Origin of the sequence: Mycoplasma sp. CSL7491-lung (assembly GCF_018913965.1) — a bacterium.
GTDB lineage: Bacteria > Bacillota_I > Bacilli_A > Mycoplasmatales > Metamycoplasmataceae > Mycoplasmopsis.
This window is the reverse complement of the sequence record NZ_JAHMHG010000001.1, coordinates 252,400-274,709: the sequence shown is the minus strand read 5'-3', so window position 1 is coordinate 274,709 and position 22,310 is coordinate 252,400. Positions and strand designations below refer to the sequence as shown.

The following is a 22,310-nucleotide window of genomic DNA, read 5'->3' as shown; positions in this document are numbered from 1 at the left end:
ACGCAATATAATATATAAATTCTCCTCATTTAATAATTAAAAAATCAGACTAAAATCTGATTTTTTAATTATTATATTTTGCAAGCTTGACATTCTAAATTTTCGCTTCCTTCAAGAACATCTTGACGAACACGAACATAATAAATAGAACTACATTTTTTAGTAAATGCTCTTATATAAGCTTTATTCAAATCACGTGTAGTAGCTTGATCTGTCATAAATAATGTCAACGAAATGGCCTGGTCAACATGTTGCTGAGCAATGGCAACAAGATCAATAATTGGATTTGGACCTAATTCATAAGCACCATCTAAATAGTATTTTAAATTTTCATTACTTACTTGATAAGCAGGTACATAAACACGGCCAACTTTACCTTCTTTACGAACTTCAACAGGAGAAACTACAGGTTGTAAACTTGGTGTACATGAAGATAAATAAGAAATACTTCCTGTTGGGGCAATTGCCATCAGATGCGAATTTGCTAAGCCGTATTTTCTAATTTTTAAATCTAATTCAACTCAATCTTGCTGTGTTGGGATTTGAACATGATATTTATCGAAAATATCAATAATTTTTTGTGTTTTAGGAGTAAACTTATCAGGTTCACATTTTGTATATTTTGATAAATATTCGCCATTTGCAAATTCTGAAATATCAAATGATTTAAATTTACCAACTTCTCTAGCAATTTTGTTTGAAGTTTTGAATGCATGATATGCCACTGTATAAAAGAAAATATTAGTAAAATCTAAAGCTTCTTCACTACTATAATAAATTTCATTTCTTGCCAAAAATCCATGCATATTCATCGCTCCAAGACCTAAAGCGTGATTATTACTATTTCCGTTATTAACTGAAGGAGCAGAACTTAAATCAGCAATTCTTGATACTTTATCAAGAGCACGAATTGAACGTTCAACTACAGAACCAAATTCACTTCCTGAATCCATAATTTTAGCTATATTCAAACTACCTAAATTACATGAAATATCTTCACCTATTTTTTTAACAGATAAATCAGTATCAAATTCTGTTTCTGTTGAAACCTGAGCAATTTCTGAACATAGGTTTGACATAACAATTCTTCCACGATTTTTATGTGGATTGTTTTGATTGACAGTATCATCGAAAAGTATGTATGGATATCCTGACTCAAAATGTAATTCAGCTATAGTTTGAAATAACTTACGAGCACTAATATAAGTTTTTTTAATTTTTGGGTTTTTAACTAAATTATCATATTCTTTAGTGATTGAAATATCACTCATTGGCACACCGTAAACATCTTTGATATCTTTTGGAGAAAATAACGCCATTTGTTGGTTTTGTTTAGCTAATTCAAAAGTAATATCAGGAACAATTAGACCTAAAGAAAGCGACTTAATTCTTATTTTTTCATCTGCATTTTCACGTTTAGTGTCTAAAAATGACATAACTTCAGGGTGGTGAACATTTAAATAAACAGCACCAGCACCTGGCCTTTGACCAAGTTGATTTGCATAACTAAAACTATCTTCTAGAATTTTCATTACTGGGATAATACCAGATGATTGATTTTCTAATTTCTTAATAGGAGCACCAAATTCTCGTAAGTTAGTTAAACATAGTGCAACACCTCCAGCACGTTTAGATAATTGTAATGAAGTTGAAATCCCACGGGCTATTGATTCCATGTTATCTTCAACACGTAATAAATAACATGAAACAAACTCTCCACGTTGTTTCTTACCAGCATTTAAAAATGTTGGTGTAGCAGGTTGAAAATACCCTAAAATCATATCCTTTAATATTTTTTTGGCTAATTCTTTATCACCTCCGCCAAGTAATAATGAATTCATTACAACTCTATGCGTATAAGTTTCAAGATACTCTTTTTCATCAAAGCTTTTCAAACAATATGTTGAAAAGAATTTAAACGCACCCATAAATCCGGGGAATTTATGTTTAAAACTTAAACCATATTCTGTTAATTCGATAACATATTCATAACCATATTTACTTACTAATTCTTCTTCGTAGTAGTCGTTTTTTACTAAAAATTGTAATCTTTCTAACTCTGAATCAAAATGTTTTAATCTAGGTAAAACATGTGAAATCATATATTGCTTAGCTGCTTCTTTATCTGCTTCAAAATCATATTTCCCATTCATTTGAAGACCAGCTAAAGCATTTAATGCAATATATTTATCATCTTCTTTATTTAATTTGTTATAGGTTTTATTCATTTATACCTCAAAAATTTTTTAAGATCTTTTGTAGTCTCTCTACATCTGATGGGGTACCTCTAAGTTCATATTGATATAAAAGAGGAACTTTTAATTTTGATGTTAACACACTTCCTGCTAAGGCAAAAGTGTTATTAAAATTTGTATTCCCTGATGCAACAACACCTCTACAATGAGATCTATTCTTTTCGTTATTTAAAAACTTAATGACTTGTTTTGGCACAGCACCACTTGTAAATTCTCCGCCACCAGAATATGTTGGACAAAATAAAACATAATCAAAATTAAGTTCAATACTTTCTTCTATTTCATAAGGAATAGCTGTACTATTAAAACCTAATTTTTTAACAAATGTTTCTGTATTTTTTGTATTTGTACTAAAGTAAACGCAATGAATATTACCGGTAGGTTTCACAACGTTATCTAATTTAATTGTATCTAATTTCATATTAAAAATCTCAATCCTCATCTTCTGTTTCTTCGCTTACACCCATAACATAACTACTTCCATTTCCTGAGAAGAAATCATGATTTTCATCTGCTCGAGCAGATAACTGCGCAAATACTTCTGGTTTAATTTTTGTTTCTTCATCTGTAAACGGTGAATCATAACCTAAATTTTGTAAAAATTTACCTGCATTATATAAACTAAATTTTATTGCATCCTCAGCTAAATTTTCACCATCACTTAGATGGAAACCATCATAAAGTTCGTATAAGAACTTTTTCTCTAAATCGATAAGTTCATACATTAATTTAAAAACAAACTCTTTCATTTCTGCTTGTTTTTCAACCGATTCTTTTTCGATCTTACGTTGATATTTATAACCGCTATAGTAATTATGAATTACTTTATCACGTAAAATTAAACGAATAATGTCACTTGTGTTTGGTAATTTTGAACGTGCAGATAAATAAAACGGCAAGTAAAATCCACCATACAATAAAAATCCCGGCATAAGCGCTGATGCCACTTTAGATTTAAGCGGATCATCTCCTACATAATATGGTATAAGAGCCTTAGCTCTCGCTTGTAAAGCGTCATTTGCCACAACTCATTCATGAGCTTCTTCAATTTGTTCACTTGAACATAGTGTACTAAAAATTGTTCCATAACTTCTAGCATGTACACCAACCATAAATGCAAAGTTAGCATAAATTACTTGTTCGTGATCTGTTGTAGAATGCGGAATTTGCGCTGTGTCAGAAACTGTTGCTTGAACAGTATCTAACAATGTTAAACCTGTAAAAGTTCTTGTCACTAATTGTTGTCATTTTTCATCTAAAGTATTTCATGATTTTAAATCATTTGATACAGGAATTTTTTCTGGTAGTCAAAAGTTTTGTGTAACTCTATTTCATACTTCTAAATCTTTGTCATCATTTATTCAATTTCAGTTAACACTTCTTAATCTACCTTTGAAACCATTTTGATAATATTCAATTGGCGAAACCGAATCATAATAATATTGATTTTTTATCTTTATTTTTTTATTTTCCATTTTTTGTTGCTCCTCAATTTTAATTTAGTTATTAGCCCGTAAACCACTACTACGGGTTAATATATAATACAATATTTCAATGCTGTTTTTTAGAAAAAAATTAAAATAAAAAATAGTTAAAAATTTTTGTTTTTTATCCTTAAATTTTGGTATGATTTTAGATTAACTTATTTTGTTAAACTAAAGTAAAATAATTATTTTATGCCTATACCGTAGGCATTTTAATAATATAGCTTATTATTTTCATAAATTTTCCGTATGCATAATGAGATATATTTTTGTACCACATTTACCACTTTTATTTTTATATTTTAATGTAGATTTAGTGTTTAATTAAACTATATGAATATAGGTTAAAATTAGTAAAAAATATCAAACAATTTTACCTTATGCTTGATATTTTAAATTTTAAAATTTTAAACTATTTTTAATTGTTATTATACCCGTTCTTTACTGTTGAAAAAACTTTTTTTCAATAATTTTCACGTTTTAGTATTTTATCATCATCATATGATAAACTGAAATATTCTACTATAGAAAAATAGAAGTTTTCTTCAAAATATTTTTCACCTTCTTCTTTATAGAGTGCAATTAATTTTTTATTACCACCGTGTTTAGAATCAAGATAATTACCTCATCTTTGGGCTACGCCTTCTACTCCGGTCGCTGAACCAATATATAATTTTCCGGTTTCTTTATCTGTAAGACAATATACGCCTTTAACATTCTCTAGCGCTTCTTTGTATGTTGGTAATATATCTCCATTAAAAATAGCTTTTAATTTTTTGTAGCTTAAATGTACATTATCATAACCTTCAAATTTTTCACCGCTATATATAGTTGGCAACAACTCTTTAATTGTTGGATTTTGCTCAAGAAATGTATCTATAAAAATTAAACGGTTTTGGCTTTTCTTTTTATAATTAACTATTAACCTACCAAAATATGGTTTATATTTTTCCGAAATTTCTATTTTTGCTTGATTCTCTTCGAGGTTTATTTCATTAAAAATTTTACTTTCAGGTCAACCTTTAACCACGCCGGCAGACACAAATAATCATTCATCTTCTTTTGGTAGATGAAGAAATGCGAATACTAATAGTCCTAACTCATTAAAATTATGATTTCCTTTAGGTTGAAAAGCACGAAATAAATGTTCAAATTTCCCATTTTCTTTTTCTCACTCACTTTTTGTTAACCATTCATCATTAAATAGAGAACCATTTTTTTCTATACTTTTAGAGGTTTCTACTTTTATATTCTTTTTTTTAATATCTAAATCGCTTATATTGAAAAAATCTTTAAAACTTATTTTCATTTTTGCTCTATTTTAATACTATATTTTAATATTTGAATTATATCATTTTTTTATTGCTATAAATTCTTGGTCATGGGCCTAAAATTAATTCTAAATTTTAAAACGTTGATAATAGTCAAAAAGTATAAAAAATAGCAAAGTATCATTTGCTATTTAATTATAATTAAACTTCATCGTCTTCGTCAATTAAATCATCTTCAACATCGACATTTCCAAATATTTCGTTCTTAATTTCTAATAACATTTCTTTTTGTTTATTAGAAATTCTCTTATTATTTTTAACTGGTTTTTGCTCTTCTTGCGGTTGAGTGTTTCTATTATTTGTAAACTTAATTTTTTTAGTAATTAAATCTGAATCAGGTTGTTCATCAGTGAAAATAATTGTAGGTATAATAATCGGATTTCTTCTTTTTTCTTTGTAGAATAAAGAACTTAAACGATCGATAATTATTTTTTCTAAGTCTTCTTTAGTTCAATCTTTTACATTCTTAATTTGGTGTAAAACAGCACCATTACTTACCCTTTTAGCTTCCTCAACTAAGTTCTTAGAAGTTTTAACAAAGAAACTACCACGAGTTATTATTTGAGGTCTAGAAATAATATTATTATTTTCTTTATCAATATAGAAAATAATATTTACAAAACCGGATTTTTTTAATATCTCGCGTTCTTTTAATGTCTCTGAACTAGTGGTTAAAACTGTATGACCATCAATATAAACCGGACCGTAATTTACCTTTTTATTTGTTTTGTAAATTTCTTGATCTAACATTTCGTAAACAACACCTTTATCAAAAATAATTACATTAGAATCTTTAACACCATTTTCTTTAGCAGTATTACCATGAGTAACACTCATACGATACTCACCATGATATGGTAAAAAGTATTTAGGTTTAGTTAATTGGAATATTTTATCATGTTCTCATTTGTAAGCATGACCTGAAGTATGTAAGTAACCATCTACTCCGTTTTCTTTTATAATTGCGCCTAATTTGTATAATCTATTAATTAATAATTCAACAACCATCCTGTTTCCTGGAATTGGGCTAGATGAAAAAATAATTGTATCATTTTTTGTTATTTTAATACTTGCATGTTTACCGTAGCTCATTCTAGATAAAGCTGCAAGTTGTTCCCCTTGAGAACCCGTTGTTAAAATAACCAAATCTTGGTCTTTCACTGTTGCTAATTGTCTTTTTTCAATTAAAACATCATCACCAACATTAATGTAGCCTAATTTTCTACCGATTTTAACACCTTGAATCATTGAACGACCAAATGTTATAACTTTTTTACCTAATTTTTCAGCAAGTTCAATAATTACCTTTACTCTAGTTAAGTTAGACGCAAAAGTTGTAATGATTAATTTTCTTTTTGCATTAACCATGATGTTTTCAATATCGTTCAGAATATCGCTTTCGGAAGGTGAGTGATTTGGTCTCATGGCATTTGTCGAATCGGAAAGTAGCGCTGTAAGTCCTTCCTTACCAATTTGATCTAGACGAGCAAAATCTGTATAGTTACCTATTGGTGTATAATCAAACCTAAAATCACCGGTGCACATTACACTACCATTTGGTGTAGTTATTCTAACTCCGAAAGCATCGGGAATAGAGTGTTGCGCTGTTCAAAAATCTACTTTACAATTATTTTCAAACTTATATACAGCACTTTTTTCTATTTCTATAAATTCTATTTTTTTATTAATACGTTGCTCTTCGAATTTAAGTTTTAAATATTGAATTGCAATTCTTGGCGCAAATATTTTGTTTAAATTTGTTTGTTTAACTAAATAAATTACTCCACCAATATGATCTTCGTGACCGTGTGTTATAAACAAACCTTCAATTACTTTATTTTCTTCGTTTAGGTATTCATAGTTAGGTATGATACCTTTAACACCAGTGTTAAAAGTGTCAGCAAACTTTATACCAGCATCAATTACAAAAATATGATCTTCATGATCAATAACTAAAGTTGATTTTCCAATTTCCTGAAAACCACCTAAAGCTATCAATTTTGTAGGTGTTTTTTCTTTTTTTGATAGCATGAAATCTCCTAAATTATTAAATTTGAAAAAATGAATAATACTTTAATTTTAAGTACTAATACTATTATATAATAAAATAAAATATACTAAAATAAGTATATATATTATAATACTTATAAAGGAGTTTTATATGTTAAGAATAATAAGTGGAATCTATAAAAATAGACTAATACAAGAGCCGGACTTAAAAATAACTAGACCCACAACAAATAAAGTTAGAGAGGCTATTTTTTCATCTATACAATTCAAAATTATTGATAAAAATATACTTGATTTATTTTCAGGTTCGGGGGCTTTATCTATTGAAGCCGTAAGTAGAGGTGCATCAAAAGCAATCGCAATTGAGAAAAATAGAGAAGTTTATAAAACATTAACTTCTAATATTAACTCATTAAAAATTAAGAATATAAGAACTTTAAATATTGATGCAAATGATTTTTTAAATAAAAACAGCGACTCTTTTGATTTTATTTTTTTAGATGCTCCGTACAATGAATATCAACTTGTAAATAGTGTTTTAGAAAAAATCGGTGAAAAGTCTTTATTAAACTCGAATGGTGAAATAATACTAGAAACAAATAAAATAAACGAAATAATTATTCCGGATAAATTTAGAATTTTTAAACAAAAAAGATACGGAAGGATAGATATTTTATATATTTGTTATGAAAATGAATAACTTTTTTAAGGATGATATTTTAAAAATTGAATGTAACGAAATAACATACGAAGGATATGGAGCTGCTAGATTTGAAAAATATAGTATTTTTGTCCCGAACTTTTTACCAGGAGAAATTGCTAAAATTAAATTAAATCAAGTTTATTCAAAATATGCATTCGGAGAAGTTGTTGAATTTATAAAAAAATCAAGTTTTAGATTGAAAGATAAACAATATCTTCAATACAATAATGCTTCATTAGTAAATTTAGAATATAAAAAACAAATTGAATTTAAAAGCGAATATTTTCATAAATTAATTAAATGAAATTTAGGTATTGAAGATAAACTAATATATGATTTTGTAAGTTCTCCAGTTACTAAAAATTACAGAAATAAAGCAAGATTCCCTTTCTTGATAACTTCAGATAACATTGACATAGGTCAATATCAAAGAAGAAGTAATAAAATCATAAAATTAGATCAAGATTTAATTTTAGTTGATAAAAAATTAGAATTAAAAATTAAACAAATAATTACACTAATTAAAAAATATTATTCAAACAACGAGAATAAATCATTTTTCAAAGAATTAACGGTTAGAATTGGAGAAAATAATAAGTTACAAATAATAATTGAAATTACTAATTTTTTTAATTTAGATAGCAACTTAATTGAAGAACTAAAAAATACAAATAATATTAATCAATTATTTTTAAAACTGGAAAACAAATACATAAAATTAATCAATATTAGTCCTTTAAATATGAGAATTAATGATAAACAATTTCTTGTAAATCCAACTAATTTTTTTCAAGTAAATAGTTTTGTTTCATCTTTAATGTTTAACAAAATAAAAGAAATTAATCTAAATTCAAATAAAAAAATACTAATAGACTTATTTTGCGGTGTTGGAGTAATTTCTCAACTTATTGCAACTAATAATCAACGAATAATAGGTGTAGATATAGATAGAAACTCTATAGATTTGGCGAACCAAAATAAAGAAATTAATAAAGTTAATGGTACATATTATTCTGGAGATGCTTTTAAAATAATTGAATCTAAGGCTAAAAAAATAAATCTTGAAGATTCATTAGTAGTGGTCGACCCTCCAAGAAGTGGATTAAACGAATCTATAATACAGTGATTTGAAATTAAAAAAAATAAAGAAATAATTTATATGTCTTGCGATCCTAAAAGTCTAATTAGAGACTTAAAATTATTTCAAAAATTAAATTATAAAATTAATTATATACAAGGTTTTGATATGTTTCCAAATACAGAACATATCGAGTCAATTACTTATTTAAAAAAAGATTAGAAACATACAATCTAATCTTTTTTATTTTTGTGTTAAAAAAATCAAATATACAACAACGCCTATTAGAGCTAAAACAGCTATAAACGACAATAATGCAATTATATAAATAATTTTGTTTTTATTATATTTTTTTATTTCTTCAACGGGTAAATGGTTTTCGTTGATTACTTCTTCAATAACTTTAGTAAATTTCTTTTCAATTTTATTTTTACTTTTTTTCATAAATTACTTTAATTCAGGCATTATAGAAATACCAATAGCCTCATTACCAGTATGCGCTGCAATACTTAATGGTAAGTAGTTTTTTGTCGAAGGTTGTAATTGCTCTTGAGAACCAACAAAATCATTAGCTTCTTTATCTAAACCGTGGACAATATCTAAATAAAATTTAGTTTTAGGATCTAATTCTCTCATTTTGTCAATGAAACTATTTGTTAATCCATAAGCTTTATTAAGAGCGTTTTTAAAAGTTAATTTAATAGAATGAGGACTAATTGTGCCATCTTCCTTATATTCAAAAATGGGGAAAATTTTAACTTTACTTAAAATAAACTTTTTAATCGAACTTAACCTACCGCTTTTTATAAGATTTTCTAGGGCTTTTGGAACAAAATATGTTTTTGAAGTTTCGTTAATTTCATTAACTTTTTCAAATAAATCATTTATTTGAAAATCTCTTTGTTCATAAAGTCATTTTATATGCTCGGCAACTCTAACTAACTGAGTATTAAATAAATGAGTTTCCATTATAAAAACATTTTTTAATTTTTGTGCAATATTTCTAGCATGTTGAATGGTGCTTGACATATGTGATGAAATACCTAAATAAACAACTTCATCAAACTCTTTAGAAAACTTTTCGAAAACTTCTGTCATAAAACCTAAACTAGGTGATGATGTTTTTATAACAAGTTCTTTATTGTCATATTCTTTAAGTATTTTTTCACTATTTTCTCCTGTATCATAGTATATTTTATTATTAAATTGAATTTCCAAAGGTAAAAAACCATACCCCTTTTCATTTGCCTCGGTAATTGACATACAAGAAAATGAATCTAAAATAATTCCTAATTTTTTCATATGATAAGTATAGCAAATAATAAAAAAATTAATATTAAAAAAGTACTTTGTTATTTTTAATAAAAAAATTACAAAAAGCCTTAAAAAACACTAATATTAATTTATATTAATATATTTAATATATTAAAGTATAATTAAAAGCATGATTAAAAACAAAATTAAATTAATTTTTTATACCGTAATATCTTTCGGTTTAATATGAATTAAATGAAAAAAACAAGCTAAAAAACCTGCTAACACTTTTTTTCAACTAGATTACTTACCGTTCAAACTCGATGATGTTATAAAAAGTTTGGGTGGTAAAAAAAATATTATAGATTTAGATTTAAAACCTTCAAGAGTAAATTTGCATATAAAAAATTCTAAAATTGTAAATACTGAAGAATTGAAAAACACAAAAGGAATAACAGGTGTATTTTTAAAAAGCAACTCTATTTCATTAATACTCGGAGAATTTTCAAAAATTTTCTACGAAATTGTTCTAAAGGAGGTTCGTGATGCAAAATAAATATCAAGTCATATTAGATAATATGTTAGATGTATTACAAAACGATGCATCCATTTTTACTAGTGTTGACAATAAAAAATATTTTGATATTTTTAAAATATTAAAAAACGATGATTTTAACAAATTGATCAAAAACAAAGATTTTGAAATCAGTTTAATTAATGATAAAATCAATAATTTAATAACAAAAATTTCTTACGCAAATAGCATTGAAGAAATTAATCATATATTGGTAAACCAAAATAAAACAAATTTTGCTTTTAACGAAATCGGAAAAGATGTTGAACTTAAAGTCGCTCAGCAAAAAATTATTAATGAATTAAGTAAAAGGTATCAAAAATCATTAAGAAGTTGAAACGAACTTAAATTAAAGGTAAATGAAATACTTGATGAAAGTAATGTTTGATCTTTACATATTGGTTTCTTATTTGTTAGGTTGAGAAAAGATGAAAAGGCAATTTATGCACCTTTATTTCTTAAAGAAGTAGAGATAATTAATAGAAACAACAAACCTTTCTTAAGAAGTAAAGGCGGAATTAAAATTAATGAAAAATTAATTTTTTGATTAAATGCTCAAGGATTCCAAATTAAACTAGATGAAAATTTCGAAGAATTTACAATTTACGACTTAAGAAATAAAATAAAATATGATTGACAAGATTTATATCAACTTCCAATCCATGATTTTGACAAATTCACAAATATTGATCCAGAAAAAATAACAAATGAAAATATTATATTTTACACAGGTACTGTTTTAGGTATTTTTATGCCTTCTGGTGGATATTCTAGAAATAGAATGAAAGAAATTATTGAAAATAATGAAATTGATTCTATTATAAATGTTGACTTTAATAAAAATAGATATAAAAATACTATAAACAATCGTTTCTACACCAATAATTACAGCCTTAGAAACATAACTAAAACAAACAATTCTCAAGATACTGCTATTTTTTCATCACTATTGCAAAATACAGTTATATGAGGTCCTCCTGGTACTGGAAAATCCGAAACAATAATTAATCTTATTTCAAATATATTATTCAATGAATTAACAGCAGTTGTTGCTTCACAAAAAAAAGCAGCATTAGATGTTATTAAGGAAAGATTGGGTGTACTAAGTAGTTTTTGTTTATTTTTAAGTGATTCTAAAATATTAAAAAAAGAAGAATTTTATAAACCCATTAGAGAATATATTGATTATTTAGAAAATTATAATTCTAAAATTGAATTAGGCGATAAGCCAAATTTTAATGAAGCTGAAACACAATTCGTTCTTCAAGCTTCTGAATTGTTTAAAAATTCTCAAATACACTATATTTTAAAAGCTTATTATTATCTTTATAGAAAAAAAGTTAAAGTTAATTTAGATACCGATATCGAATATATAATGAATCTACCAAAGGATATTTATTATCCTTCAGAAGAATTTAACTCAGAGAATAATGTTAAAAAATTAATCTTAGAAAACAAACTTAAATATATGTTTTTCTTAAAAAAATATTGAAATGTAAAAAATATTGCTAAAGATATAAATTTAAAACTACCAGATTTTAACGGTAATTTACAAGATTTGACAAAATTCTTTAACGCAATTAATTATGATGGATTAATTTTTAATAATAATAGTCCATTTAAGCAACTTAACAACTTAATTCAATTAAGTAAGAACCTAAGAGCTAAACAAACATTTTACAAAAAAGAAGATATAAAAAAACATGTTGCCGGCGTAATTTTTAATAAAGTAAATAATTTTAGCGAAGAAAAAATGAAGCGTTACAAAGAATTTGCGCAGTCCGTTAAAGTAGAAAATTACCAACCATATAAATTCGTAAAAGAGTACATAGACATAATAAAAGTATTATTCCCAATCATTGTGGCCACTCCCGATTCGGATTTATCCGGTTGATCAAAAGAAGAGTTTGATTATTCCATTTTAGATGAATCAAGCCAAATGTTTATTGAAAACGGACTACCCATTCTTTATTTATCAAAAACTAAAATTCTTGCTGGAGATATAAAACAAATGCGTCCAAGCAATTGATTTGGATCTAGAAATACCGATGATACTATTTTTGGTAAAGTAGAATCATTATTAGATTATGTAATTTCCTTAGGTGTTTACCAAACTATTTTAAATAAAAATTACAGATCGAATTATGCTTCCTTAATGTCTTTCTCTTCAAAATATTTTTACGAATCTAATCTTGATGTAGTTGATTCTAACCTCGAAAATATCGAAGAACCTATAGAAGTATATGATGTAAATGGTATATGATCTGATAATAAAAATATTGCAGAAGCAAATAAGGTAATTGAAATATTAAAAGAAAATATTAACGATTTTAAAAAAATAATAATTTTAGGTTTTAACGCTAAACAAAGCGATTATATAACTAATTTAATTTTTGAAGATATGAATAATTATGAATTATTTGCTGAAAAACTAAATAATAAAGAATTATTAATAAGAAACGTAGAAAACATACAAGGTGATGAAGCTGATTTAATTATTGCTACAGTAGCATACGATCAAAACACAAAATTAAGTTCTACATATATTTGTCGTGAAAACGGTAAAAACGCATTAAACGTTGCTGTTTCAAGAGCAAAAACAAAAATGATAGTAGTAAAAACTATCAATTCAAGAGATATACAATTAACTCAAAATTCAACTTCAGACCTTATACTATTTAAAAATTGATTAGAGTTTTTAGAATCAGGTTCAAGTGGTAGACGTACTTTCTTAAAAAATATAGATAACTCACAAAAAGACACTCAACAAAACAATTCAAATTCTTATGAAGAATGATTTAAAAAATATGTAATAGATAGATTTGAACAAACTATCAAAAATGATCAAAATTATGAACTATTGAAAAATTATTCAGTAGGCTCAATAACTTTTGATTTTGTAATTCTTAAAAACAAGAGGGTTTTTAAAGGTTTTATTTTTGATACATTAAATTATGATAAAAGCATTAAAAGATATGCTTTAATAAGAGATAAATATTGATTCTTAAAAAGCAAAAAATATGACGTAACTATTATTAGCCCAATCTCTTGAATTGAACAACAAAAATTAATTAATATTTGATTTGAAACCGATGAAAATAATACAGAACAACAAACTCAAATATTAACAAACTCATATTTACTAAATAAAAATATTAATACATCAGATGAATCTATAGATAATAAAGAAATTAAGATAGACGAAAGAAATACTAAATTTATTTTTGATCAAAATAATGATAGTTCAAATTCAAAAGAAATTTTAAATAAAAAAGAATCTAATGTGGAAATTGAAAAACAAGAAGAAATTAAAATAAACAACAAAAATTCAAATACAATTTCTCAAACAAAATTTATAAATTTTGTTGAAGAAGAAAAAGATAAAAACATAAGCAACGATATATTGTTAAATGTTAAAAATCAATCACAAAAAGAATACACCCAAGAAATATTCGAAAATAATTATAATGATTTTATTACGCAAAAAACTAGAGAAATAAGCTTGAACAATAACAATGATAACGAAATAAAATTTGAACCTCATCAAAATTTTGATAATTTAGAAAAAAACGAAACTTTAAATAATAATGAATTAAATTACATTGAAAATAAAATTAAATATTCCGATATTTATAAAATTCCGGAAGATGAGTGAAGTTTGGACGATGAAGAATCTAAAGATATAGAAGATTTGCAAAATAATAAAAATTACTTTTTCAACGAAGAACACTCATTCGAAAAAAAAGATGATGAAATAACTAAAAAAGAGTTAAATCTAGAACAAAAAATAAATTCTGCTATGTCTTTTATCGCGAACTCAAATGAAGAAGAAAATAAAAACTTCAATCATATTGATCAAATAGTTGAAAACATTAACAAAGACGACGAGTGAATTAATTTTGAAGGAATACCAGGAACGGAAGAAGACGAAGATCTTTTAGATAATAACGAAGAATTCGAAAACGAAATAAAAAATATTACAAAAAAACTTAAAATAGATTTAGGAGATTATGAACAAAAAGACAAATAATAATGATTTATCATCACTTTTAGGATTATTCTCTAAGGATATCAAAAGAAAAATTATTTTGCATTTATATTCATGTCATGAAAATGAATGTGATGTTCTAACGCTAGCTAATAAATTTAATTCTAAGCAAGCTAACATTTCTAAACATTTAATGAATTTAAGAACTATGGAAATAGTGTACGCAAAAAAAGAAGGACATAATTTATATTATCAATTAATGCCTGATTTTAAAGAAAAATACTCAGAGTTTTTACAAATGATGTACAAAATGGACGATTCAAACAATCTAGAATGTGAATGTATTTACGATGGACACGAAGAAGGAAATGAGCTATTAAAAAATAGTTAATTATAAAAAATCTAAATAAGAAAAAAATATCTTATTTAGATTTTTTTAAAAAGGATTTATATCATTTAGCACACAATAAAATATTTTACTTCAATAAAGTAAAGAAATTAACTCCCCTAAACTTTCTTCATCGTTTTTTTCAATTTCGACACATAGCGAAGTTACATCATCATTAAAAGAAGTTAAATAATTATCGAAAGACTTATAGCTAATTTCGTTAAATTGTTGCATAGTTAAATTACTAAAATTTGTTAATAAATCATTATAATCTGCATTAGAAGATAATTGAAAATCAAAATATTTCTGTTTTATTTTAAAGTAAACTACTAATTTATTAATGTTATTAGAAAGAATAGATTGCCCCAAAACAGAAATATCTCCAGGAAATTCAGCATAATCATTAAAAGTGTTTTTATTTAATGTTTTTTGATTAAAGTTATTAGCAAACAAGTTCATTAAATTTGTCAAAAAATCGTCATATGCAATAAACAAATTTAAACTACTTTTTCTAATTTTCATTTTTTGCTCTTGCTTACTAAATTTATTTAAATATAACGCTAATTTTAATGAATTATTGAAATATAAATTATTGGTCAAAATATATTTAGATGCATTTTTGTAACCATTGATTAATTTAATTATATTTACTCCCTGTGTTGCTAAAACAATTAAACAAATTTCAGTTAATATATTATAAGTTTTATTAATTTGCTCTGATACAATAAAAATATTTTGATTTGGTATATTGAAATTATCAATATATTTTAACCAGGTACTTTTTCCAACGAAATAAATTAATTTTTTTATTAAAAAATTACTGGCTTGACGACTAAATTTATCTAATAAATAATTAGAATAAAATAAATTATCCTTATCATCTTTTGAATTAAAACCATCTAAAAACATTATTGCAAGATTATTTCCTTTTGAAAAATTAAAATAATAATTAACTTTTTCTTTAAAAACCTCTTTAGAATCTGAGCTATTTAAAAATAATAATTTTACTTTTTTATCTATATTATAGTCATATAATCCAAAAATATAATTTAAAACACTTTTTAATGCTAATTCAGTGTTTTTACTCGACCAAACGATAAGGTACTCAACATTATTAGAATAAATTAAATTACAATATTCAATAATTTTATCAATTCCATTAATAGAATAATTTATAGCAATATCATCGAATTCTAGATTTTCTGATCCTTTAAAATTTAATGATTTAATTTGATTTAACAAGTCACGATAATCTTCATTTTCAATTTTATTATTAATAATTAAGTTATTATTGGCTATTATTTTAATTTTTGACATTTTCGATACCATTTTTTGTGTTTTTGTCCATTGTCTTCTTTGAAATATTAGCTAATGTGAATGATAATAAATTTTTAAATCCACCAGGAGTTTCCTTTAACTTATAAATAATACGATTATTTAATTCGTTAGTATGATTTCTCTTAAAACTTCCTTTTCCTTCATTTTTTTCACTATTAAACGACAAAACAACAAAATTAATCAAGTCATTTTGTCTTAAAATATTATTAATATTTCTATTAAAATCTGTAATTTCATTTTTGAAAATCACAAATTTTTCTAATTCTTTTGTCTGAATTATCGCATAGTCATTGAATACTTTTTGAACTTTTCCAATCTTTATTTTTGGGTACTTATTTTCCATATTTTAAATTATAAACTTTTTACAAAAATACCTATTATAATATGCTTATTTTTTTATAATTTATACATTAAATGATATAATAAAAAACATATTAAATTATTCACTAATATTGCATTTATGCAATAAAATAAACAGCAAAATAGCATTCTCAAAAGAGGTGAAAATGAAAAAAAGAAGACTAAATTTAAAATCTAAAATACTACTGTCATTTGGAATAATTGGAATTGGTTCAGCAATTAGCATTGCGTCAATGTTTTCGTACGCTAATAATTCTGACGAAGTAAATGGTTCATACTCATACATAAGCTCAAAAGAGTTAAAAAATGACTATTCAGCAATATATGATGAAAATAAAAATTTAAAACCCGAAATAGTAATTTTGGATCCGCTAAAGAAAAATATAGTGGCTAAATCAAATGAAAATCAAACATTGTTTTGATTCACAAACGAAGCTAACACAAAATATGGTTTTGATGACTTTTATAACGAATATTTTGAAAAATATAAAGAATCATTTATATTGGAAGTTAAATACGGTTCATTTAGTTTTTATGATGAATATGTATTAGCAGTAAAACCACGAAAGTTCGTTCAATTTACAAAATGATTTATCAACAACGTCTCATGAGGTCCAGACTTACTTACACTCGAGAGTTTTAGAATAGTTCCCGGAGTAGAAGAAAATGGTAATGCAATAACTTTAGGATCTCATTCAACCATACATAAAGAAGTTAGTGAAATCAAATTCTTTCCAGATGCTTTTTTTGGTTCTATGCCTATATATTCAATTAAATCTGGTCCAGGTAATGCGTCAGATTCTTTAACATATTCATTATTTAAAGAGTTGACAACTAAACAAAATGTTGACGAATATTTAAAGTCTATTCCCGAAGCTTCGGCAATTAAAAATTCAAAATTGCAAAATGGAAATGATACATTTTTATCCTTAATAGGACCAAAAAGATTAATAGGTAAAAGATTTCTAGTTTATAATCCTAAGAATTTAGGTTCAAATAATTCAAGTAAATTTGTTGTTTTACCATTTGAATATACCGAAAAACAATTTAATAACGATTTTAACTCTAACTCCTTTGATTCTGAGTTGCATTTTAATGATTTTCAAGAAGCTACGATAGAAGATATTGTTACTTCAAAAGATAGAAACCAAAATAATAAACTTTTTCTAAATATTACTTTTAATTTCGGCAATAGAAAAGAAACAATCAATTTAAATGAAGATATGAATAATAAAAACTTCGAAGTAACATATCAAACATTTGAAAGCGCTATTTCAAACTCGTTAATTCACTTTTTAGATTTCTATGATGTTAAGATGTATGAAAATAAAAAAATTATCAAATTTATTGATTCACAAAAAAATATTTATTTTTTCTCTTCAAAAATTGAAGCATATAATAAACTAAAAGAATTTAAAGATTTAAATAATATTAAAGAAGAAGATAGAAATTCTTTAAAAGAATTTATCGTAAATAAAATTGATGTCAAAAATGGGATAATTACCTTTTCATTAAATGATTCGAATAATAACATCGAAAAAATAACGTTTAATTCAAAATCAATAAGTGATGAATATCTTCAAAACTTGAACAAACAATACAAGAACAAAAATATAAATAAAATAAATTATGAAAAATTAAAAAATAATTACTTTAAGTTAAAAAACGAATTTAATAACTTAAAATTTGCGCTTAAATACAATGGAGCAATTACACCTAGATCTCTAACTGCAGGTCCTGAAGATGTCTCATTATTAGATAAAAACGGAAAGCCTATAGGTGGTTTAGAAAGCAGAAGGTACCAAGTATATAATGATGTATATTCAGACTTAATCGACAAAGTCATTGAAAAATATCCTCAATTATTAAAAACACAAAATGGTCCGCATATAGTTAAAAAACTAAATGATAAAGGATATTATGAATATCAATTAGAGGATGGTGAATATCAAGGATTTTCAGAAAGCGACAGAATTGGTATTCCTCTTATTTTAGGGGCATCATTTGATGATTTTCAAGGTATTTCAACTGACTTTTTAAAATATGTTGCAACTCACGAATATGGACATCATTTTACTTTAGACCAATCTCAAGCATTAAACGAAAAAGGTAACGCTGTTATTGTTGGTGGTTTATCAACTAGAGGCGGTTTAAACGAATCATCATACTACTCAATAGAAGCTTTAAAAAATTATCTTTATGCTAGAACTCATTTAGATGTTTCAAGAGTGAATGCACTTGGTACAAATGCCGAAAAAGGAGCTTTCTTTAAATTTATTTTCGGAAAAAAACAAGATGATGGAACATATAAATACGAAGAAAAAGAGACAGAAAATCAAATATGAGGAAATAAAAATAATGGTGAAAACATATATAAAACTCTTGAGAACCCTGAAAGAAGATTTTTACAAGATTTTGAAGGATTACAAAATGCTTCTAAAATAAGAAAAAATGACTTAGGTGATTTATTTATAGCCAATTCATTCGATGAAAATTCCGGTACATTAAATCCGTATATTACAGGAAAAGCAAAAGCTTTTAAAAGCAAAAATGATCAACAACCAAATAATACTTATGAAGAAATTAGTATTTTAAAAATAGCAAAAGATTTGAAAGATGGGTTAGGTAATAATTACTTAGATTTTATGACAATCAATAATGATGATTCCATAAACTTGAGAATAGTCGAATTAACCCAAAAAAACAACCAAATAATTGCAACAAAAATTAATTTATTCAACGAAGACGGCACTCCTTTAATAAATGTTAAATTAAACGAACCTCTAGATCAAGAAAGCATTAGATTTATTAACGAAAAAACTAGAATTATTCAAAGAAGTATATTAAATTCTATTATCTCAAATTACAGTGAAACTGGTTGAAATAACGAGGAAACATTTTTGGGTGGAGAAATTAAATCTTATTTTAAAACATTATTCGGTTATAAAGATGATAGCGGCTTATATAATTCAATTAAATATAGAAATAACTTAATCGAAATAAATCCACAAACAAACGGGTATAGACCAGATTCAGGAAGAAAATCCTTTGAATATACTTCAATAAATGAAGGGCAAAACAATGCAAAAACTTTAATTCAATACATTATAACTTCAAATAATTTAAGTAACGCTAGAGTCTCACAAGGACTAGTAGGGAATATTTTGGCGTATGTTAAAGATAACAAAATTACTAAATCATATTCATTCCCTTACGTTAATGATTCAAACTTTTTATCTAGTCAATTCGGTTATATAAATGCATTAAATACTTACAAAGATCAATTTGGTATATCACAAATATCAGGTTTTATTCAAACAAATCCTATTTTTACACTTTTAAGAACAGGCACAGGCCTTTTAACAACAGGAAATAATCAAACAAATCCTGTTATACTTTTTACTAACTCACAAAATAAAGTAGCAACTAGCCAAGAAATATTAGACGCATTAAGAAATCAAAATAATGAAAAATTATATGAATTAACTAATAAATTAATTTTTAACACTCAAAAAAAAGATTCTACACAATTGTTATATAATTCGTTCTCGACTAATCAAAATAAAGTTACAATCAACGATGTAGAAACAATTTCGTTTGATTCTTTTGAAAAACTATGAGAATTTAGTTCCATCGATTATTCAAAAGCACAATTAGAAAGTGTGACAATAAACGATAAAGGTATCGAAGAAAGTCATTTTAATTGAAATATTGATTATGTTAAAACTAAATTTGATTTAAATACATTTAAAAATAAAATTTCTAGTTCCGAAAACGACCCTCTTAAAAATATTATTTCAACATATAGCGAACAACAACTTGCTAATATAGCAATGTTTAGATTTAGACATTCAAATTATTTTATGGCTGTTAAAGATTTTAATCCGATTAATAATTTAATTGAAAATCAAGCTATTTTCTCAAAAGAATATGGAATTGTAATTTCAAACAATAACTTTAGAGAAGGTTTAACTTTCAATAAGCAAGATCCTCATTTTATTGATAATGAATCTAAATTTAGCATTAATGATATTCAAGACGCACTAAAAAAATATGTTAAAAAAATTCTTAACACAAATGAAGATGATCAAAATATATATAATTCGATAAATTCTCAAGACTTATATAAATTTATTGGTAATTTAATTATTTGAGAAGGGAATGGTTCATATCAAAGTTATGCGCTTAATCAAGTTCTTTTCGTTAATTTCTTAAACGGAGAGCCAACTAGCGATGTTATAAATTATAATCTTTCTAGAGTTGAAGCTTTATTAAGCGATAAATTTACCGACTATGTCTACAATTTAGCAGAAACACTAACTAGAGATTATGTTCAAACTACTTATGTGCCAAACTATAAGGATTTTGAGAACCTACCTAAATATCTAAAAGGTTTAAATGAAGCTACTTCAGGATTGGATTATATTGTTGACTCAATAGAATTATCTGTTTGAAATGATAAAAAAAATAATCAAGAAAACATTAATAACGGTGTATTAGAGGCAGTAAGAGCCCTAAAATATAGAGAAATTAACAAAAAAACTGCACAAATAAATTCTAAATATCAAGATGATTTAAATCAAAAACATTTAAATATATTAAAAATTCAAAATCAAATTAAACAAATTCAAAATGAAATCGAACAAATTAAACAAAATGATGATTTAACAGACGTACAAGTTCAAAAAATAAAAGAATTAAGTGAGCAAAACGATTCAAACGAGAACAAATTAAGCGTACTTAGAAAAGAATTTTCAGATATTTTGAACAAACTTAACAACGAAATATCAAATATTAAAAAAACTGCATTAGGCGACTTCTCAAATGAGAATATTATTTCAAGTAACGAACAAAGAAATTCTTCATATTTTGGTCAATTTTCCGTCAAAAGTAATGGTTTCTTTAAAGATAGATGACAAAAAACAAAAATTGGAATGGAATTGTATGATGATAATGGTGAAGAAATAACCGATAACACAATAAGATTAAAAGATTTTAATGGACAAAAAATTAACTCAAGAGCAAGAGCGTTTTTCATATCACAATTATTAAATTATGGTATAGGAAAAAGAAATGTATCTGGTATTTTTAGAAACAAAAGAAAAGACGCATTGGCCTTGTATGGTTATTTAGATAATCAAACTGCTTCAAAAATTGATAGAATACAATTTATAGACAAAGAAACTGGTGAAGCTAGAACTTTAAAAGTTAATATAAAAGATACTAATAACATTTTTTACCTAACAAAACAAGGTGATTCAAATTCAAAACACACTTTAAATGATGAAGGATATTCGACTTGAATTTCGGATTATGCTCTTATGGGTAAATATCGTGATACTTTACTAAAACCAAAACATCAATATTATGCTTACTTTATAGATTCTGAAGGTAAAAAAGTTTCGAACATAAACCTAGGAGATCTTGAATATATAGCAGAAAATGGTAAAACATTCGATCAAGCATCGATCAAGTTAATTAAAGAAGAAAATACAAACGAAACATTAATATCTGTAGATTACCAATTTAATATCACAGGATAATAAA

At 25.2% G+C, this 22,310-nt stretch carries 15 protein-coding genes; 6 read left to right on the top strand and 9 right to left on the bottom strand.

The window, feature by feature from the left end:
• Positions 1 to 71: 71 nt before the first annotated feature.
• From nrdE to KQ876_RS01235, 5 genes are all read right to left on the bottom strand, one after another.
• Entirely contained in the window at positions 72 to 2,228 is a 2,157-nt protein-coding gene (gene nrdE, locus KQ876_RS01255; protein ID WP_216489945.1) for a class 1b ribonucleoside-diphosphate reductase subunit alpha, read from the bottom strand.
• Positions 2,221 to 2,676, bottom strand: a complete 456-nt coding sequence (gene nrdI, locus KQ876_RS01250; protein ID WP_205851880.1) for a class Ib ribonucleoside-diphosphate reductase assembly flavoprotein NrdI — start codon at positions 2,674 to 2,676, stop codon at positions 2,221 to 2,223. Before nrdI ends, nrdE begins: the two co-directional genes overlap by 8 nt.
• Before the next feature lies 1 nt (position 2,677).
• Entirely contained in the window at positions 2,678 to 3,730 is a 1,053-nt protein-coding gene (gene nrdF / locus KQ876_RS01245; RefSeq protein ID WP_205851881.1) for a class 1b ribonucleoside-diphosphate reductase subunit beta, read from the bottom strand.
• 427 nt (positions 3,731 to 4,157) lie between these two features.
• A complete protein-coding gene (locus KQ876_RS01240; protein ID WP_216489942.1) occupies positions 4,158 to 5,048 on the bottom strand; it encodes a GIY-YIG nuclease family protein in 891 nt (296 codons plus the stop codon).
• Between the two features lie 163 nt (positions 5,049 to 5,211).
• On the bottom strand, positions 5,212 to 7,101 hold the full coding sequence (locus KQ876_RS01235; protein ID WP_216489941.1) for a ribonuclease J: 1,890 nt from the start codon (positions 7,099 to 7,101) through the stop codon (positions 5,212 to 5,214).
• A gap of 58 nt (positions 7,102 to 7,159) precedes the next feature.
• Between KQ876_RS01235 and rsmD the strand changes: the two genes are divergently transcribed.
• Complete coding sequence (gene rsmD / locus KQ876_RS01230; protein WP_374978436.1) at positions 7,160 to 7,780, top strand: 16S rRNA (guanine(966)-N(2))-methyltransferase RsmD; 621 nt, start codon at positions 7,160 to 7,162, stop codon at positions 7,778 to 7,780.
• Positions 7,773 to 9,083 (top strand): 23S rRNA (uracil(1939)-C(5))-methyltransferase RlmD, encoded by a 1,311-nt coding sequence (gene rlmD, locus KQ876_RS01225; protein WP_216489939.1) that lies wholly within the window; start codon positions 7,773 to 7,775, stop codon positions 9,081 to 9,083. Before rsmD ends, rlmD begins: the two co-directional genes overlap by 8 nt.
• 21 nt (positions 9,084 to 9,104) lie before the next feature.
• On the opposite strand, the gene KQ876_RS01220 is transcribed toward rlmD, so the two are convergent.
• On the bottom strand, positions 9,105 to 9,305 hold the full coding sequence (locus KQ876_RS01220) for a hypothetical protein (RefSeq protein WP_216489937.1): 201 nt from the start codon (positions 9,303 to 9,305) through the stop codon (positions 9,105 to 9,107).
• Between the two features lie 3 nt (positions 9,306 to 9,308).
• Complete coding sequence (locus KQ876_RS01215) at positions 9,309 to 10,163, bottom strand: DegV family protein (protein ID WP_205851886.1); 855 nt, start codon at positions 10,161 to 10,163, stop codon at positions 9,309 to 9,311.
• Between the two features lie 142 nt (positions 10,164 to 10,305).
• On the opposite strand from KQ876_RS01215, the gene KQ876_RS01210 reads away from it, so the two are divergent.
• Genes KQ876_RS01210 through KQ876_RS01200 form a run of 3 tightly spaced genes read left to right on the top strand, consistent with a single transcriptional unit; the run spans position 10,306 to position 15,068 of the window.
• Complete coding sequence (locus KQ876_RS01210) at positions 10,306 to 10,671, top strand: PTS sugar transporter subunit IIABC (RefSeq protein WP_205851887.1); 366 nt, start codon at positions 10,306 to 10,308, stop codon at positions 10,669 to 10,671.
• Positions 10,661 to 14,719 carry an AAA domain-containing protein gene (locus tag KQ876_RS01205; protein ID WP_216489935.1) on the top strand — a complete coding sequence of 1,353 codons (4,059 nt, stop codon included), beginning with the start codon at positions 10,661 to 10,663 and terminating at the stop codon, positions 14,717 to 14,719. The genes KQ876_RS01210 and KQ876_RS01205 overlap by 11 nt, the downstream gene beginning before the upstream one ends.
• On the top strand, positions 14,700 to 15,068 hold the full coding sequence (locus KQ876_RS01200; protein ID WP_205851889.1) for a helix-turn-helix transcriptional regulator: 369 nt from the start codon (positions 14,700 to 14,702) through the stop codon (positions 15,066 to 15,068). The genes KQ876_RS01205 and KQ876_RS01200 overlap by 20 nt, the downstream gene beginning before the upstream one ends.
• A 45-nt stretch (positions 15,069 to 15,113) precedes the next feature.
• Here KQ876_RS01200 and KQ876_RS01195 read toward each other — a convergent pair whose 3' ends face one another.
• Both KQ876_RS01195 and KQ876_RS01190 read right to left on the bottom strand, forming a co-directional pair.
• Positions 15,114 to 16,382 carry a hypothetical protein gene (locus KQ876_RS01195; protein ID WP_205851890.1) on the bottom strand — a complete coding sequence of 423 codons (1,269 nt, stop codon included), beginning with the start codon at positions 16,380 to 16,382 and terminating at the stop codon, positions 15,114 to 15,116.
• Positions 16,369 to 16,746 (bottom strand): RNA-binding protein, encoded by a 378-nt coding sequence (locus KQ876_RS01190; protein WP_205851891.1) that lies wholly within the window; start codon positions 16,744 to 16,746, stop codon positions 16,369 to 16,371. Before KQ876_RS01190 ends, KQ876_RS01195 begins: the two co-directional genes overlap by 14 nt.
• Before the next feature lie 163 nt (positions 16,747 to 16,909).
• Here KQ876_RS01190 and KQ876_RS04295 point away from each other — a divergent pair, with 163 nt between their 5' ends.
• Positions 16,910 to 22,306, top strand: coding sequence for a PDxFFG protein (locus tag KQ876_RS04295; RefSeq protein ID WP_216489933.1), 5,397 nt, complete (start codon positions 16,910 to 16,912; stop codon positions 22,304 to 22,306).
• The last annotated feature ends 4 nt before the right edge of the window (positions 22,307 to 22,310 follow it).